Source organism: Carnobacterium sp., from assembly GCF_049673005.1.
Classification (GTDB): Bacteria; Bacillota; Bacilli; order Lactobacillales; family Carnobacteriaceae; genus Carnobacterium_A.
In genome coordinates this window covers 1-16,636 of record NZ_JBATXB010000123.1, presented here as the reverse complement: position 1 = coordinate 16,636, position 16,636 = coordinate 1, and the positions used below count along the sequence as shown (strand labels likewise).

Here is a 16,636-nt window from a genome sequence, read left to right as displayed (position 1 = left end):
GACTATGAAAAAAGTTTTAATTGTTGATGATGAGCAGTCAATATTGACTTTGTTGACTTTTAATTTGGAAAAAGAAGGATATCAAGTTCAAACAGCACTAGATGGGCTTGCTGGATATACGTTGGCAATAGCTAATAGTTATGATTTTATCATTTTAGATTTAATGATGCCTTCAATGGACGGGATGGAAGTTTGTAAAAAGTTACGTCAAGAAAAAATTAATACACCAATTATGATTTTAACGGCTAAGGACGATGAATTAGACAAAATCATTGGATTAGAATTAGGCGCAGATGATTATATGACTAAACCGTTTAGTCCGCGAGAAGTTTTAGCTAGAATGAAAGCAATCATGCGTCGTATCCAACCTGAATTAACGAATGGTAAAAAGACCGAAAAGGAAGAAGATGTTAGTAAAATAATCATTGGAGAGATTTGTATCTTTCCAAGCCAATATAAAGTGACGGTCCGTGAAGAACCGATTGAGCTAACTCCAAAAGAGTTTGAACTTTTGCTCTATATGTCTAAGCGGATTAATCGAGTTTTAAGCCGCGAACAATTATTAAATGCCATTTGGAACTTTGATTATATAGGAGAAACAAGAATAGTCGATGCCCACATTAGTCATATAAGGGAAAAAATAGAAACAGACACTAAAAAACCAATTTATATTCGGACAGTTAGAGGTTTTGGATATAAATTTGAGACACCAAAACTATGAAAAAAATACAAACTCAAGTTTTGACTATTTTCATGTTATTATTTCTTGTTTTTGGAGCATTTGTTGTATTTTTTTCAACTCGTTTAATGCAAGAGTATGCAAACGAAAATCAAAAAGAAGATTTGATTCAACAATCTAATCTTGTTTTAAGCAATTTTAATAGAGTTATAGAAGAGAAAGAAGATTTTCAGGATTTAAAAGAACAAGCATTAAAAGTTAAAGAGTATACAAATCAACGCATCACATTAATTGATTTAACAGGTACAGTTATCTATGATTCTAAAATAGAAGATAGTAGTCGTTTAGGAGATCATAGTAGTCGTGAGGAAATAAAGGCAATACTAGTAGGTGAATCACAAGGAACAGCTATTAGAACAAGTGACAGTACCAAAAAGACGCTTTATTATGTAGCACAACCAATAGTAGATCAATCAGGAAAATTGGTTGGTGTACTTCGCTTAGCTAAACCATTAGCAGAAATGAATCAATTAAACGGACAAATTATACAATCTATTGCAACGTTTAGTCTGTTAGCATTAGTTTTAACAGCTGGAATCACTTTTTTAGTAGCTAAATACATTGCTAAACCTATTGAAGAGGTCATGAATGTAGCAAAGAAACTATCGAATAAAGAGTATCATGCAAGATTTAGTGGGAATGGTTATGGGGAAGTAACGAAACTTGGTCAAACGATTAATGAACTGGCAGAAAGTTTAGAAGATCAGATGCGAGAAATTGCCCAAAATAAAGAACGAATTAACGAATTAATTAATCATTTAGTGATTGGTGTTATGCAGTTAGATGATCAAGGAGAAATACAAATTGTTAATCCAGCAATGTGCCAAATATTTGGTATGGCAAGCAATGAATTGTTAGGAAAGTCTTATGTTGAAGCTACAAAAAGTTATGGATTGAGTCATATAATTGAAAAGGCTTATCGTAAAAAAGAAATTCAAAATAAAGAAATTTATTTCTATTTTCCTACAGAACGAATCGTTGATGCGAACGTTGTTCCAATAGCTGGGAAAATCAAAGGTGAAATGAATTTGATTGTTTTATTGTATGATATTACAGAAATTAGACGATTAGAAAAAGTACGTACGGACTTTGTCACGAATGCTTCCCACGAGTTGAGAACACCAGTAACAGCCTTAAAGGGTTTTTCAGAAACATTACTGGATGGAGCAATGGAAGATAAAGGGATTTTAAAACAGTTTTTAGAAATTATGCTAGAAGAAAGTACTCGATTAGATTTGTTAGTGAATGACATTTTAGAATTATCTAAATTAGAACAAAAACAAGTACCGATTAACTATAAAACAGTGAGTGTTAAAGATGCTACTTTGTCCGTATTTAAATTGGTTAAGCAAAAAGCAGAACAAAAAAACATTACGATGAATTTAATTGAGCAAGATAACGTTGAAATTGAGGCTGATAAAGATCGCTTAAAGCAAATTCTAGCTAATTTAATTGATAATGCTGTAACGTATACAAGATCAGGTGGAACGGTTAATGTCATACTTAAAAAAACAGAAGAACAAGCTACTATAACCATTAGTGATAATGGGATGGGTATTCCAGAAGATGAACTCAATCGTATTTTTGAACGATTTTATCGAGTCGATAAAGGGAGAAGTCGCAACTCAGGTGGAACTGGTTTGGGACTATCGATTGTAAAGTACTTGGTTGAAAATTTTAATGGAACAATTGCTGTAAATAGTAAGATAGGATTAGGAACAACCTTTACGTTAACCTTTCCGTTACGTCATTTTTAGAAAATAAAAAAGAGACAAACAAAAGTTACTCTTACTTTTGTTTGTCTCTTTTTTTGTATTTATGATTTACAAATGTGCAATCTCTTTACAAATGACTACATAAACATTACACAAAATTTGAATAGAATTAACAGCTATTCTTTATTATAAGAGATGTGGACAAGGCAGTTAAAGTCCAACACTACAAAAAAAGGATGGAATAGTATGCAAATAAAAAAATCATCAAAACTAGTGTTAACTTTAGGATTAGGTTTATTTTTAGCAGCTTGTGGCAATTCCTCAACAGATACTACTGAATCAGATTCATCTGAAGGAAATTTTGATGCGGCTCAGACAATTCATGTTATTTCACGCGAAGATGGTTCGGGAACACGTGGTGCCTTTACTGAAATTACAAAAGTATTAGAAAAAAATGCTGAAGGAAATGAAGAAGATAAGACTTATATGGAAGCGACAATACAAAATAGTACTGATGGGGTGATGACTTCTGTAATGAGTGACACAACTTCAATAGGCTATATTTCACTAGGATCATTAAATGATAAAATTAAAGCTGTTGAAATAGAAGGAGTTCAACCAACTGCGACTACAATCAAAGATGGGTCATACGCTATTGCTCGTCCGTTCAATGTAGCCTATAAAGATCAATTAAATAAAAATGCACAAGATTTTTGGGATTTTATGTTTAGTCAACAAGGGCAAGAAATTATTGTAAAAGAAGGATACGTTGAGTCCGATGATAAAGCACCCGTTTACACTGCTCCCAACACTATAAAAGGCAAAATTAGTGTTGTAGGTTCGACGTCTGTTACATCTGTTATGGAAGTTCTAGCTGAAGAGTATCAGGCATTAAATCCTGATGTGACGATTGATATTACGTCGAATGGATCTTCAGCAGGCGTTGCAGCAGCTATTGATGGTACTGCAGATATTGGTATGGCTTCCCGAGAACTGAAAGAAGAAGAAAAAACGGATTTAACAGTAGAAGTACTAGCAATGGATGGAATAGCTGTTATCGTGAATAATGAAAATCCGATTGATGAACTAACAATGGAACAAGTGAAAGATGTTTTTACAGGAAAACTAACTAGCTGGGAAGACTTAATCAAATAAAGTTAAATTCAATTTTTATAGAAAGTATGCTTAGACGAAGAGTTGAGTAAAAAAAATTATTTGAGTGAGCGTTTTGAAACAGAAAAAGGTGGTCAAAATGAGGAATTTAGATAAATTTATGCAAGGTGTGTTTATGGTGTCGGCTTTACTATCCGTGATGGCCATTATCTTGATTAGTGTCTTTGTTTTTGCGGGAGGACTACCGTTTATAGCAGAATATGGACTAGGGAATTTTTTGTTAGGGGAAAAATGGACACCCTCAAATAATCCAGCTGCTTTTGGCATCTTGCCAATGATCATTGGTTCTGTATCTGTTACTTTAGGAGCAGTTGTGATAGGGGTTCCGATTGGAGTATTAACAGCTGTGTTTATGGCAGAATATTGCCCACCTAAATTATATAAGATCCTGAAACCTGCTGTAAATTTAATGGCGGCTATTCCTTCTATTGTATATGGATTCTTCGCTTTACAAGTAATTGTCCCATTTATGCGAAATCTTTTTGGCGGGACAGGAATGAATATGATAACCGTTATGCTTTTGTTAAGCGTGATGATTTTACCAACTATTATTGGGATGTCAGAAGCAGCGATTCGGTCTGTTCCAAAAAGTTATTACTATGGCAGTCTAGCTCTAGGGGCTACTCATGATCGTTCCGTGATGAAAGTGAGTTTACTCGCAGCGAAATCAGGTATTTTCTCTTCGATAATTTTAGGGATTGGCCGCGCTATCGGTGAAACGATGGCCGTTGTCTTAGTTGCAGGAAATCAACCACGTATCCCCGATTCTTTAACTCAAGGAGTGCGGACATTAACAACGAATATCGTATTGGAGATGTCTTATGCTACTGGCAGACATCGTGAAGCATTGATTGCAACGGCTGTCGTTTTATTTGGATTTATTTTACTAATTAATGGTGTTTTTATGTTAATCAAGCGAAAAGAGGTGACTAAATGAGCAATAAAATAATGAGAGGGTTCATTTATCTTTCTGCTTTATTAACTTTTGGATCATTATTAGTCATTATTAGTTTTATTTTAATCAAAGGAATACCTTATTTAACACCAGAACTTTTTTCTTTTGACTATACAACAAGCAACGTTTCGTTACTCCCTGCTTTATTGACAACATTTATGGTCGTTGGCTTAACGTTGTTGATAGCTACACCAATTGGAGTATTTACAGGATTTTACCTAGTTGAATATACAGGGAAAAGCAGTAAGGTAGTTGGTTTAATTCGAATAGCGACAGATACTTTAGCAGCCATTCCTTCAATTGTTTATGGCTTGTTCGGAATGTTATTCTTTGTTACATTTTTACAATTTCAGTATTCTCTTTTAGCAGGCGTATTAACAGCAGTCATTATGGTATTGCCATTAATTATTCGTTCTACGGAGGAATCTTTGCTGGCAGTTAAAGATTCATTGAGACAAGCTAGTTTGGGTTTAGGAGCAGGTAAATTAAGAACCATTTTTAGAATAGTATTACCCGTTGCAATGCCTGGGATATTATCAGGTATAATTTTAGCCAGTGGTCGAGTAGTAGGGGAAACGGCAGCTTTGATGTACACCATGGGGACATCGACTAATTTACCAGATAGTTTGTTTTCATCAGGACGTACACTTGCTTTACACATGTACGTTTTATCTAGTGAGGGACAGCATGTTAATGAATCTTACGCCACGGGAGTTGTTTTAATTATAACCGTTTTAATGATTAATGGTTTATCCACTCACCTAAGTAATCGATTAACAAAGGGGACGACAGAATGAACAAAGTGACGATTAAAGAAATGAATTTATTCTACGGAAAATTCCAAGCCCTTCATGATGTTAATTTATCTATTCAAAAAAATGAAATAATGGCTTTTATAGGGCCTTCTGGATGTGGGAAATCAACATTAGTCAAAAGCTTGAATAGAATGAATGATTTGATTGAAGGATGTACGATAAGTGGCGAGATAAAAATGGATGATAAAGACATCTATGCGAAAGAGTGCGATGTCAATCGTTTACGGAAGCGGATAGGAATGGTCTTTCAACAGCCCAATCCATTTCCAATGAGTATTTACGACAATATAGCCTATGGACCAAGAACCCATGGTATTAAAAACAAACAAAAATTAGATGAAATTGTTGAAAAAAGCTTGCGAGAAGCAGCGATATGGGAAGAAGTTAAAGATAATTTAAAGAAAAATGCCTTATCTTTATCTGGCGGGCAACAACAACGGATATGTATTGCTCGCGCTTTAGCTGTTGATCCAGAAGTATTATTAATGGATGAGCCAACAAGTGCATTAGATCCAATTTCTACAGCAAAGATTGAAGAATTAGTTGTAGGATTAAAAAAAGATTACACGTTAGTCATGGTCACACACAATATGCAGCAAGCTTCACGTATTTCAGATAGAACAGCCTTCTTTTTAAATGGGAAAATTATTGAGTGTGATGAAACAAGAAAGATTTTTACTAATCCTCAAAAAAAAGAAACAGAAGATTATATTTCGGGTCGTTTTGGATAAAAGGAACAGAACTATTGAGGAGATGACTTTTTATATGCGGAAAACATTTGAAGATGAGTTAAGTTCTCTACACAATCATTTCTCAGAAATGGGGATGATTGTTAACGAAGCTATTTATAAATCAGTAAAATCCTTTATTACTCATGATAAAAGATTAGCAAAAGAAGTTATCGATCAAGACTATCAAATAAATGATATTGAACTAACTTTAGAAAAGAAGTGTTTTGAATTAATCGCTTTACAACAACCTGTTACTGGGGATTTGCGCAGGATTGTAACTGTCATGAAGGCTTGTGTGGATTTAGAAAGAATGGGGGACCATGCAGTTAGTATTGCAAAGTCTACTATTCGAGTGAAAGGCACAAAACGTATTTCGCATATAGAAGAAAAAATTGATCAACTTTCGCAAGAAGTAAAAGAAACGGTTAATTTAGTATTAGAAGCTTATTTAAAAAAAGATAGTGACCAAGCTATAAAAATTGTGAAAAGTGATGAAAGAATTAATACTTTATCTAGAGAAATTTTTGAACAATGTATTGAAGAAATGAAGGCAGACCCAGAAATAGTAATAGGAGGGACAGATTATTTATTAGTCTCTAAATATTTAGAAAGAATTGGAGATTATGTAACGAATATTTGTGAATGGATTGTCTACCTAGAAACGGGTAAAATAACAGAATTAAATTCAAATCATAGCCTTTAATTAACCAGTTTGTTACTTGAGAAAGCAGTCATCTCAAATAGCAAAACTGGTTTTTTTTTAGGGAAATCTGAATAAATGAGCATATAAGTTTATTGAGGCCTTTTTTACTAGCTTTATCTTTGCTCTTTAAATATAAAAGCGCTAAGATAAAATTGAAAACAGAGTACATTTACATAAAATTTACAATTAAACCGGCAAACTTTTACAATAGTAAGTTATGATAAGTAAATATATGTCTTATATCATTACCTAGGAGGTAAATTATGAAATTTAATAAAAACAATAAACTAATCATTGTATTCGCTTTAGGTATTTTTTTAACAGCTTGTGGCCCAGTAGAAGGAGAAGAATCCATTACAGCCGTTGGTTCTTCTGCATTACAACCGTTAGTTGAAGCTGCGGGTGAACAGTATGGATCTGAAAATTTCGGGAAATTTATTAATGTTCAAGGTGGCGGTAGTGGAACAGGTTTGGGACAAATTGCTGCTGATGCTGTAGATATTGGGAATTCAGATATATTTGCAGAAGAAAAAAGTGGGATTGATTCTTCAAAGTTAGTAGATCATCGAGTAGCAGTGGTTGGTATTACACCGATTGTTACACCGGGAGTAGGAATAACGAATATTAGTTTAGAGGATTTGGGGAAAGTATTTACTGGAGAAATTACAAATTGGAAAGAATTAGGTGGAAAAGATCTGCCTATCACAGTTTTAAACCGTTCATCAGGAAGTGGGACGCGTGCAACTTTTGATCGTTGGGTTCTTCCAGAGGGTAAGAAAAGTATGGTAACTCAAGAACAAGAATCTAGTGGAACAGTAAGACAAATTGTTGGCAGCACTCCAGGAACGATTAGTTATGTTGCTTTTTCATACGTAGACGATACGGTTAAGGCTTTATCAATTGATGGAGTAAAACCAACTGATGAGAATGTTAAAAAGAATAAGTGGACTATTTGGTCGTATGAGCATATGTACACTAATGGTGAACCCACAGGATTAACAAAGGACTTTTTAGATTATATTCTATCGGATGAAATTCAAGATTCATTAATAGGTGTGCTTGGTTACATCCCAACAAATAAAATGGAATTTGAAAGAGATGCAGAAGGAAATACAACAGAAGTTCCTAAAAAGGAAAAGCAAGAATCGAATGAATGAAACGATTAATTGAAAAGAATTTAAAATAGACTAAGTATCTTTTCATAGGTAGTGAGAGAGAATAAGAGGAGGGCTTCTTTTGGAAGATATTCAAAAAAAAATAGCAAAACATTCTGGTAAGAGCAGACTTGAAAAAATAGGGAAAACAATTAGTTTTTTATGTATTGCATTTATCGTTTTTGTCGTATTATCCATATTATACTTCGTTGCAAGTAAAGGGATTTCAACTTTTACTAAAGATGGAGTGTCAGTAGTAGATTTCCTGACAGGAACCGTTTGGAATCCTGGAAGTGTAGGAGAAAATGGGAAGCCGTTAACCGGGGCGTTGCCTATGATTGCTGGATCGTTTATTGTCACGCTAATTTCAGCAGCAGTAGCTACTCCATTTGCAATTGGAGCTGCTATTTTTATGACCGAAATTTCACCAACAATTGGAAAGAAAATCTTACAACCGGTTATTGAATTATTAGTAGGTATCCCTTCAGTTGTTTACGGATTTATTGGATTATCTGTAGTCGTACCCTTTATGCGAAATACGTTTGGTGGAAGTGGATTTGGTATAATCTCGGCGGCGATCGTATTATTTGTTATGATACTGCCAACAGTCACGAGTATGTCTGTAGACACATTAAAGTCTGTTCCTCGTTATTACCGAGAAGCTTCATTGGCTTTAGGTGCAACAAGGTGGCAAACGATTTATAAGGTGGTTTTAAGAAGTGCAACTCCAGGATTGTTGACTGCTGTTGTATTTGGAATGGCTCGTGCTTTTGGCGAGGCTTTAGCAGTTCAAATGGTTATCGGGAATGCGGCATTGATGCCAACCAGTTTGATTACACCTGCTTCCACATTAACGAGTATTTTAACGATGAATATGGGGAATACAGTGATGGGAACACTTGAAAATGACGTTCTATGGTCATTAGCACTAATCCTTTTATTAATGGCTTTATTCTTCAATATTTTAACCCGCTGGATTGGAAAGAAAGGGGCTATGAACTAATATGAACGCCAAAAAGATAGATAAAATCGCTGTCGGTTTTTTATACGCGATGGCTGGAGTAATTGTTTTAATTTTATTTAGTTTGCTAGCCTTTATTTTATGGCGAGGAGTTCCACAAATTTCATGGGAATTTTTAACAACACCATCGAGATCTTTTCAAACAGGTGGAGGAATAGTTATCCAGTTGTACAATTCATTTTACCTACTTATTTTAACGATGCTCATTAGTACTCCAATTTCTTTGGGTGCTGCTATCTATTTATCAGAGTATGCGAAAAAAAATCTATTAACAGATTTCATACGGACTATTATTGAAGTTTTAAGTTCGTTGCCTTCTGTTGTTGTTGGATTGTTTGGGTTTTTACTATTTGTTTTACAATGGGGATTAGGTTTCTCCATTCTTTCAGGAGCAATGGCATTAACGTTATTTAATCTTCCGCTTTTGACAAGAACGATTGAAGATTCACTCAATGCGATCCCATTAACACAACGTGAGGCGGGGCTAGCACTAGGTTTATCAAGATGGGAAACCGTTAATCTGGTAGTTTTACCGGCTGCATTACCTGGGATAATAACAGGGATGATTCTAGCTGCTGGGCGAATTTTTGGTGAAGCTGCTGCTTTAATTTATACAGCAGGTCAGAGTGCGCCTGCATTAGACTTTACAAATTGGAACCCAATGTCTATTTCAAGTCCTTTAAATGTGATGCGTCCGGCTGAAACATTAGCCGTTCATATTTGGAAAATTAACAGTGAAGGTGTTATGCCAGATGGAGCACAAGTTTCAGCAGGTGCTTCGGCAGTACTAATCATTTCTGTCTTGTTGTTTAATTTAGGTGCTCGTTATCTAGGTAAAAAATTACAGAAAAAAATTACTGCAGGCTAGAGCAGAACGAAGTAGCAACAATAGCTAAGGAGGGTAAAAAATGCCAGAACAGATAGACCTTAAAACGAATATCATAAGAATGAAACCTGGTGTGCCAGTTGATTTGTCTACTAAAGACCTACATGTGTGGTACGGGCAAAATGAAGCTATCAAAGGCGTATCCCTAGAATTTGAAGAAAATAAAATAACCTCTTTAATTGGACCTAGTGGTTGTGGGAAATCAACTTATTTGCGTTCATTGAATCGAATGAATGATGAAATCCAGATTGCTAGAGTAACTGGAGAAATATTGTATCATGGGAAAGATATTAATACACCTGAGACAGATGTTTACGAAATGAGAAAGAATATTGGAATGGTTTTTCAACGACCAAATCCTTTTAGCAAATCTATCTATGACAATATTAGTTTTGCTTTGAAACGCCATGGAATTAAAGATAAAAATACATTGGATGAAGCGGTAGAAACGAGTTTGAAACAAGCGGCTCTATGGGAACAGGTAAAAGACGATCTTCATAAAAATGCTTTAGCATTATCAGGTGGACAACAACAGCGTCTATGTATTGCTCGCGCTATAGCTTTAAAACCAGACGTTTTATTGCTGGATGAACCTGCAAGTGCTTTGGATCCAATCTCTACAAGCCAAGTAGAAGAGACCTTGTTGCAATTAAAAGAAAAGTATTCCATTATTATCGTAACTCATAATATGCAACAAGCATCGAGAATTAGTGACTATACTGCATTCTTTTATCTAGGGAATGTGATTGAATACGATGAAACAAGAAAAGTATTTACAAGACCTAAAATACAATCAACTGAGGACTATGTTTCAGGTAACTTTGGTTAGGAGAGAATCAGATGGAAAAAGAAAAGTACATTATCGAATCTAATGATGTTCATCTATATTATGGGAAAAAAGAAGCGTTAAAAGGTGTTTCGTTAGATTTTTCACCTAATGAAATTACTGCGTTAATTGGACCAAGTGGATGTGGTAAGTCAACGTACTTAAGAACGTTAAACCGGATGAATGATTTAATTCCAGATGTAACGATAACTGGAAATGTAAACTTTGAGAACAAGGATATCTACAGTCCTAAGATGGACACGGTAGAATTGAGAAAGAAAATAGGAATGGTATTTCAGCAACCGAATCCATTTCCATTTTCCATTTTTGAAAATGTTGCTTATGGATTAAGAATTGCAGGAATGAAAGATAAAAATAAAATTGCTGAAATAGTAGAAATGAGTTTAAGAAAAGCGGCAGTTTGGGATGACGTTAAAGATAAGTTATCAAAGAGTGCTTTAGCGTTATCTGGAGGACAACAACAAAGAGTCTGTATTGCTAGAGTCTTAGCTGTCGAACCTTCTATCATCCTATTAGATGAGCCGACTAGTGCATTGGATCCAGTTTCTAGTGGTAAGATTGAGCGAATGTTATTAGAATTAAAAAAAGATTATACGATGATTATTGTTACACATAACATGCAGCAAGCATCACGTATTTCGGATAAAACGGCCTTTTTCTTAGATGGTCATTTAATTGAACACGGTGAAACAAGACAACTATTTACGAATCCTCGAAAAAAGGAAACGGAAGATTATATCTCTGGACGTTTTGGGTAAATATTAGGTATAATGAATATCAACGATAGATTAATAGGGGTGATAGTTAGTGAGACGTGTATTTGAAGAAGACCTTAATGACTTGCACATCCATTTTTTTCAAATGGGAAAAGCTGTAAATGAGGCAATCTATAAGTCTGTAAAAGCTTTCGTTAATCACGATAAAGAACTAGCTAAAGAAGTGATTGCTGGTGATAGTGCTATTAATAAAGATGAAGCAGATTTAGAAAATAAATGCTTTGAATTAATTGCTTTACAACAACCGGTCACAACTGACTTACGAAAAATTGTTACAATTATGAAGGCTAGTTCTGACTTAGAAAGAATGGGAGATCATGCAGTTAGTATTGCAAAATCAACGATTCGAGTAAAAGGGAATAAAAGAGACTATGAGATAGAAGCAAAGATTGCAGAAATGTCTGAAAAAGTTAAAGTTATGGTTCAAGATGTCTTACAGGCTTATGTTGTTTCGGACGCTATTAAAGCGAAGGAAGTAGCTCTAAAAGATATTGAAGTAGATCAAGATTTTAAAAAAATCTATAAGGCTTGTATCCACCAAATGAAGAACGATCCAGAAATTGTTTTAGGAGCAACAGATTACATGTTGGTTGCTGGATATATTGAACGGATAGGCGACTATGTTACCAACATTTCTGAATGGATTATTTATTTAAATACCGGTAAGATGGCGGAATTAAATACACACAATAAAAATGATCATTTTCCAGAATCTTAATAGTCAATAGAAAACTGTTGTTTAAGTTGTTCCTAATGGAGTAACTTAAATAACAGTTTTTTTATAGGCTAAGGTAGAAAGCATGAAATGTAATAAAGGTATGTTAAAATAGGTTAATTGAAAAAAACGGAATGTTGTCCGGTAAAGAGTGGGAGACTACCTATGAATAAGCAAGAAGCACTATTATTAGATGATAAAACTATTCAACAAGTCAGCAAGTTATTTAAAATTATTAGCGACCCAACACGGATTGCTATTTTATATCTCTTAGAAAATCAAGAATTAAATGTTGGTACAATTGCTAAGGTTATGGACATGGAACAATCAGCTGTTTCACATCAGTTAAAAGTTTTAAAAACGGCTCGTTTAGTGAAATCACAGCGAAAAGGCAAGTCAATGTTATATAGCCAGATGGATAACCATGTGTACAGTATTTTGGATCAAGGAATTGTTCACATTAAAGAAGAGAACGAGAAATAGATAGGCTTTGTCATTAAATAAGCTAAATGGTATTTTGCTTTAGTAGCTTATTTATGTTAGGATAATAAAAATTTAGTTAGAAAAGGATGAGCGCTAATGGGAATGCACCAGTATATCAAAAGTCTTAGTGATTTAGAGAGTATTGTTCGATGTCCAGGGAAATTTAAATATGAAGAGCATTCAGTTGCTGCTCATTCTTTTAAGGTGACGAAAATCGCACAATTTTTGGGAACAGTAGAAGAACAGAAAGGAAATGCAATTGACTGGCGTTCACTCTATGAAAAAGCCCTTAACCATGATTACTCAGAGCTTTTTATTGGAGATATTAAAACACCGGTGAAATATGCAACACCCCAATTAAGAGAAATGCTTGGAGATGTCGAAGAATCAATGACTGAGAATTTCATAAAAAATGAGATACCTAAAGAATTTCAAGCGGTTTATTCAAAACGATTAAAAGAAGGAAAAGATGAATCACTCGAAGGTCAAATTCTATCAGTCGCTGATAAAGTCGACCTTATGTATGAATCATTTGGTGAAATACAAAAAGGAAATCCAGAAAATATTTTTACTGAAATTTATGAAGAGTCTTTAAAAACAATCTTACAATTTAGTCATTTAAGTAGTGTTCAATACTTTTTGACAGATATATTGCCAGATTTATTAAGTGGAGATTTTACTAATCAAACTCAACTTCAAAAAATATCGCAACGAATTTTGAGCGAATAAAAAATGAACAAACGTTCGTTTTAGTAGTTAGATATGTTATAATAGTATATAGAAGTAAAAGATAGGAGGCATTTTGCTATCCTATCTTTTGTGGTTTGCGGTACATTAAGAGAGAGTCTAATAAAAGATAGAACCGATATAAAATCCATCGTAAAGGAAGAAATTATATGCGAAATGATAAAATTGTAATCCATGGCGCACGTTCACATAACTTGAAAAATATCGATGTCACTATTCCTAGAGATAAATTAGTTGTACTGACTGGCTTGTCTGGCTCTGGGAAAAGTTCGTTAGCGTTTGATACGTTATACGCGGAAGGCCAGAGACGCTATGTAGAAAGTTTATCTTCTTACGCGCGACAATTTTTAGGTCAAATGGATAAACCGGATGTTGATAGTATCGATGGCTTAAGTCCAGCTATTTCTATTGATCAAAAAACAACAAGCAAGAATCCTCGTTCAACGGTTGGGACCGTGACTGAGATTAATGACTATCTTCGTCTTCTTTATGCTCGAGTAGGACATCCGATTTGTCCTAATGATGGGACCGAGATTACAAGCCAAACGGTTGAACAAATGGTAGACCGCGTACTTGAATACCCAGATAAAACGAGAATCCAAATTTTAGCCCCTATTGTAGTTGGAAAAAAAGGTCAGCATAAAAAAATATTTGAGAAGATAAAAAGTGAAGGATACGTTCGTCTACGTGTGGATAAAGAGATTTATGATATCTCGGATGATATTGAATTAGAAAAGAACAAAAAACATGATATTGATATCGTCATTGATAGGATTGTAATTAAAGAAGGGATACGGTCACGTTTATTTGATTCTTTCGAAGCGGCACTTCGGTTGGCAGAAGGGTATGCTATAGCTGACGTGCTGGAGCAAGAAGAAGTGCTCTTTAGTGAACACTACGCTTGTCCATACTGTGGATTTACAGTTGGTGAATTAGAACCACGCTTGTTTTCTTTTAATGCTCCGTTTGGGGCTTGTGACGATTGTGATGGTTTAGGGATAAAACTTGAAGTAGATACGGACCTCATCATTCCAGAAAAATCACTGACTCTTAGAGAAGGAGCAATTGCACCATGGAAACCAATCAGTTCAAATTATTATCCACAATTATTAGAACAAGCATGTACTAAATTTGGTATTGATTTAGATACACCATTTGAAAAATTGACTGAAAAAGAACAACGATTTGTTTTAGATGGTTCAAAAGATGAATTATTCCATTTTCACTATAAAAATGATTTTGGCGGTATTCGAGATGTTGATATTCCTTTCGAAGGTGTTATTCGAAATATTAGTAGACGCTATAAAGAAACCAATAGTGATTTTACAAGGGATCAAATGCGTTTATATATGACCGAATTAACTTGCCAAACATGTAATGGCAAACGATTGAATAGACAAGCTTTATCAGTGAAAGTTGATGGTAAAGATATCGGTGAAGTTAATAATTACCCCATTGAGGGAGCTATTGAATTCTTTGATAACCTAGTTCTTTCAAATCAAGAGAGCATGATTGCTAAACCGATTCTAAAAGAAGTTCATGATCGTTTACATTTCTTGAGCAATGTAGGATTAAATTATCTGACATTGAGCCGTATGTCTGGTACGTTATCAGGTGGAGAAGCACAACGAATTAGATTAGCTACTCAAATTGGGTCTAATCTATCAGGAGTTTTATATATTTTAGATGAACCTTCAATAGGGTTACATCAACGAGACAATAATCGTTTAATTGATTCGTTGAAAAAAATGCGCGACTTGGGAAATACATTGATTGTTGTTGAACACGATGAAGATACCATGCTAGCAGCAGACTATTTGATTGATATTGGACCAGGTGCTGGCGAAAAAGGTGGAGAAATTGTAGCCTTTGGTACTCCAGAAGAAGTTAAAAATAATGAAAAATCATTAACAGGAGCTTACTTGTCGGGAAGGAAATTTATTCCTGTACCCAAAACTCGTCGTGATGAAGATAAAGGCGCTATTCGTATTACGGGTGCAGCTGAAAATAACTTGAAGAACTTGACTGTTGATTTTCCTTTAGGACGTTTTGTCGCGGTGACAGGTGTTTCAGGATCCGGGAAAAGTACACTGGTTAATTCAATTTTGAAAAAAGCTTTATCTCGTGAGCTGAATCGTTCTAAACAAAAACCAGGGAAATTCAAGAAAATGACAGGATATGAAAAATTAGAAAAAATAATAAACATTGATCAAAGTCCAATTGGAAGAACCCCGAGAAGTAATCCAGCGACTTATACAAGTGTTTTTGATGATATTCGTGATTTATTTGCTTCTACAAATGAAGCCAAAATTAGAGGATATAAAAAAGGGCGCTTTAGTTTTAATGTAAAAGGTGGACGTTGTGAAGCGTGTAGAGGAGATGGTATTCTAAAAATTGAAATGCACTTTCTACCAGATGTTTATGTCCCTTGTGAAATCTGTCATGGCACAAGATACAACTCAGAAACGCTAGAAGTTCGTTACAAAGGTAAGAATATTTCTGATGTGCTGGGAATGACAATCGAAGAAGCCGTTACCTTTTTTGAACACATTCCCAAAATTCATCGTAAACTAGAAACGATTATAGATGTTGGTTTAGGATATGTTACATTAGGCCAACCTGCAACTACTTTATCCGGCGGAGAAGCCCAACGAATGAAATTAGCTAGCGAACTGCATAAGAGGTCTGATGGAAAGAATTTTTATATTCTAGATGAACCAACTACAGGACTGCATACAGAAGATATTTCCCGTTTGCTGCACGTGTTAAATCGTTTAGTTGAAGCTGGAAATACCGTTTTAGTGATTGAACATAATTTAGATGTTATAAAAACAGCTGACTACATTATTGATCTTGGTCCTGAAGGAGGAGCAGGTGGTGGAACTATTTTGGCGACTGGTACGCCTGAAAAAATTGCTAAAGCAAAAAATAGTTATACAGGGCATTACTTGCATAAAATATTAACAAGAGATAAAAATCGTACGACTGAATAATTCACTCTAAAAAAATAGTAAGACAAAGCAGTTCTTCTTAAAGAGGACTGTTTTTTTGTACTATGGTGTTTTACTACCTCAGTTTATAGGTTCGTGTTAAAATGAAGGTGAGAAAAATAATGATTCAGTCTAAGTAACCACATACAAATCGTTCTAAAGTCCTATGACAAAATTCATTTAGTA

16 protein-coding genes are annotated in these 16,636 nt (G+C 34.6%); all 16 read left to right on the top strand.

Features of this window, described 5'->3' with window-relative positions:
• Positions 1-4 precede the first annotated feature (4 nt).
• A complete protein-coding gene (locus tag WBF61_RS09125) occupies positions 5-721 on the top strand; it encodes a response regulator transcription factor (protein ID WP_424255855.1) in 717 nt (238 codons plus the stop codon).
• Complete coding sequence (pnpS, locus tag WBF61_RS09120) at positions 718-2,496, top strand: two-component system histidine kinase PnpS (RefSeq protein ID WP_424255853.1); 1,779 nt, start codon at positions 718-720, stop codon at positions 2,494-2,496. Before WBF61_RS09125 ends, pnpS begins: the two co-directional genes overlap by 4 nt.
• Positions 2,497-2,700: 204 nt before the next feature.
• Positions 2,701-3,609, top strand: coding sequence for a substrate-binding domain-containing protein (locus WBF61_RS09115; RefSeq protein WP_424255851.1), 909 nt, complete (start codon positions 2,701-2,703; stop codon positions 3,607-3,609).
• A gap of 97 nt (positions 3,610-3,706) precedes the next feature.
• Positions 3,707-4,564, top strand: coding sequence for a phosphate ABC transporter permease subunit PstC (pstC, locus tag WBF61_RS09110; RefSeq protein WP_424255850.1), 858 nt, complete (start codon positions 3,707-3,709; stop codon positions 4,562-4,564).
• Complete coding sequence (gene pstA, locus WBF61_RS09105; RefSeq protein ID WP_424255848.1) at positions 4,561-5,379, top strand: phosphate ABC transporter permease PstA; 819 nt, start codon at positions 4,561-4,563, stop codon at positions 5,377-5,379. Before pstC (WBF61_RS09110) ends, pstA (WBF61_RS09105) begins: the two co-directional genes overlap by 4 nt.
• A complete protein-coding gene (gene pstB / locus WBF61_RS09100) occupies positions 5,376-6,128 on the top strand; it encodes a phosphate ABC transporter ATP-binding protein PstB (protein WP_424255846.1) in 753 nt (250 codons plus the stop codon). Before pstA (WBF61_RS09105) ends, pstB (WBF61_RS09100) begins: the two co-directional genes overlap by 4 nt.
• Before the next feature lie 34 nt (positions 6,129-6,162).
• The gene (gene phoU / locus WBF61_RS09095; RefSeq protein ID WP_424255844.1) at positions 6,163-6,831 is read left to right on the top strand and encodes a phosphate signaling complex protein PhoU; all 669 of its coding nucleotides are present in this window, start codon (positions 6,163-6,165) and stop codon (positions 6,829-6,831) included.
• A gap of 263 nt (positions 6,832-7,094) precedes the next feature.
• Complete coding sequence (locus tag WBF61_RS09090) at positions 7,095-7,988, top strand: phosphate ABC transporter substrate-binding protein PstS family protein (protein ID WP_424255842.1); 894 nt, start codon at positions 7,095-7,097, stop codon at positions 7,986-7,988.
• A 79-nt stretch (positions 7,989-8,067) separates the two neighbouring features.
• The gene (gene pstC, locus WBF61_RS09085; RefSeq protein WP_424255841.1) at positions 8,068-8,988 is read left to right on the top strand and encodes a phosphate ABC transporter permease subunit PstC; all 921 of its coding nucleotides are present in this window, start codon (positions 8,068-8,070) and stop codon (positions 8,986-8,988) included.
• A 1-nt stretch (position 8,989) separates the two neighbouring features.
• Positions 8,990-9,874, top strand: coding sequence for a phosphate ABC transporter permease PstA (pstA, locus tag WBF61_RS09080; RefSeq protein WP_424255839.1), 885 nt, complete (start codon positions 8,990-8,992; stop codon positions 9,872-9,874).
• Between the two features lie 40 nt (positions 9,875-9,914).
• Positions 9,915-10,721: a phosphate ABC transporter ATP-binding protein PstB gene (gene pstB, locus WBF61_RS09075; protein ID WP_424255837.1), complete on the top strand. Its 807-nt coding sequence runs from the start codon at positions 9,915-9,917 to the stop codon at positions 10,719-10,721.
• An 11-nt stretch (positions 10,722-10,732) separates the two neighbouring features.
• Positions 10,733-11,497, top strand: coding sequence for a phosphate ABC transporter ATP-binding protein PstB (gene pstB, locus WBF61_RS09070; protein ID WP_424255835.1), 765 nt, complete (start codon positions 10,733-10,735; stop codon positions 11,495-11,497).
• A 49-nt stretch (positions 11,498-11,546) separates the two neighbouring features.
• Complete coding sequence (gene phoU / locus WBF61_RS09065) at positions 11,547-12,233, top strand: phosphate signaling complex protein PhoU (protein ID WP_424255833.1); 687 nt, start codon at positions 11,547-11,549, stop codon at positions 12,231-12,233.
• A gap of 162 nt (positions 12,234-12,395) precedes the next feature.
• Positions 12,396-12,713 (top strand): ArsR/SmtB family transcription factor, encoded by a 318-nt coding sequence (locus WBF61_RS09060; protein ID WP_424255831.1) that lies wholly within the window; start codon positions 12,396-12,398, stop codon positions 12,711-12,713.
• Between the two features lie 96 nt (positions 12,714-12,809).
• The gene (locus WBF61_RS09055; protein ID WP_424255829.1) at positions 12,810-13,442 is read left to right on the top strand and encodes an HD domain-containing protein; all 633 of its coding nucleotides are present in this window, start codon (positions 12,810-12,812) and stop codon (positions 13,440-13,442) included.
• Positions 13,443-13,609: 167 nt separating this feature from the next.
• Positions 13,610-16,453, top strand: coding sequence for an excinuclease ABC subunit UvrA (gene uvrA, locus WBF61_RS09050; RefSeq protein WP_424255827.1), 2,844 nt, complete (start codon positions 13,610-13,612; stop codon positions 16,451-16,453).
• Positions 16,454-16,636: the final 183 nt, after the last annotated feature.

Bases quoted from the DNA above. Each gene is read 5' to 3' on its own strand.
- WBF61_RS09125 (WP_424255855.1), top strand. From the start codon at position 5: ATGAAAAAAGTTTTAATTGTTGATGATGAGCAGTCAATATTGACTTTG.
- pnpS (WP_424255853.1), top strand. From the start codon at position 718: ATGAAAAAAATACAAACTCAAGTTTTGACTATTTTCATGTTATTATTT.
- WBF61_RS09115 (WP_424255851.1), top strand. From the start codon at position 2,701: ATGCAAATAAAAAAATCATCAAAACTAGTGTTAACTTTAGGATTAGGT.
- pstC (WP_424255850.1), top strand. From the start codon at position 3,707: ATGAGGAATTTAGATAAATTTATGCAAGGTGTGTTTATGGTGTCGGCT.
- pstA (WP_424255848.1), top strand. From the start codon at position 4,561: ATGAGCAATAAAATAATGAGAGGGTTCATTTATCTTTCTGCTTTATTA.
- pstB (WP_424255846.1), top strand. From the start codon at position 5,376: ATGAACAAAGTGACGATTAAAGAAATGAATTTATTCTACGGAAAATTC.
- phoU (WP_424255844.1), top strand. From the start codon at position 6,163: ATGCGGAAAACATTTGAAGATGAGTTAAGTTCTCTACACAATCATTTC.
- WBF61_RS09090 (WP_424255842.1), top strand. From the start codon at position 7,095: ATGAAATTTAATAAAAACAATAAACTAATCATTGTATTCGCTTTAGGT.
- pstA (WP_424255839.1), top strand. From the start codon at position 8,990: ATGAACGCCAAAAAGATAGATAAAATCGCTGTCGGTTTTTTATACGCG.
- pstB (WP_424255837.1), top strand. From the start codon at position 9,915: ATGCCAGAACAGATAGACCTTAAAACGAATATCATAAGAATGAAACCT.
- pstB (WP_424255835.1), top strand. From the start codon at position 10,733: ATGGAAAAAGAAAAGTACATTATCGAATCTAATGATGTTCATCTATAT.
- WBF61_RS09060 (WP_424255831.1), top strand. From the start codon at position 12,396: ATGAATAAGCAAGAAGCACTATTATTAGATGATAAAACTATTCAACAA.
- WBF61_RS09055 (WP_424255829.1), top strand. From the start codon at position 12,810: ATGGGAATGCACCAGTATATCAAAAGTCTTAGTGATTTAGAGAGTATT.
- uvrA (WP_424255827.1), top strand. From the start codon at position 13,610: ATGCGAAATGATAAAATTGTAATCCATGGCGCACGTTCACATAACTTG.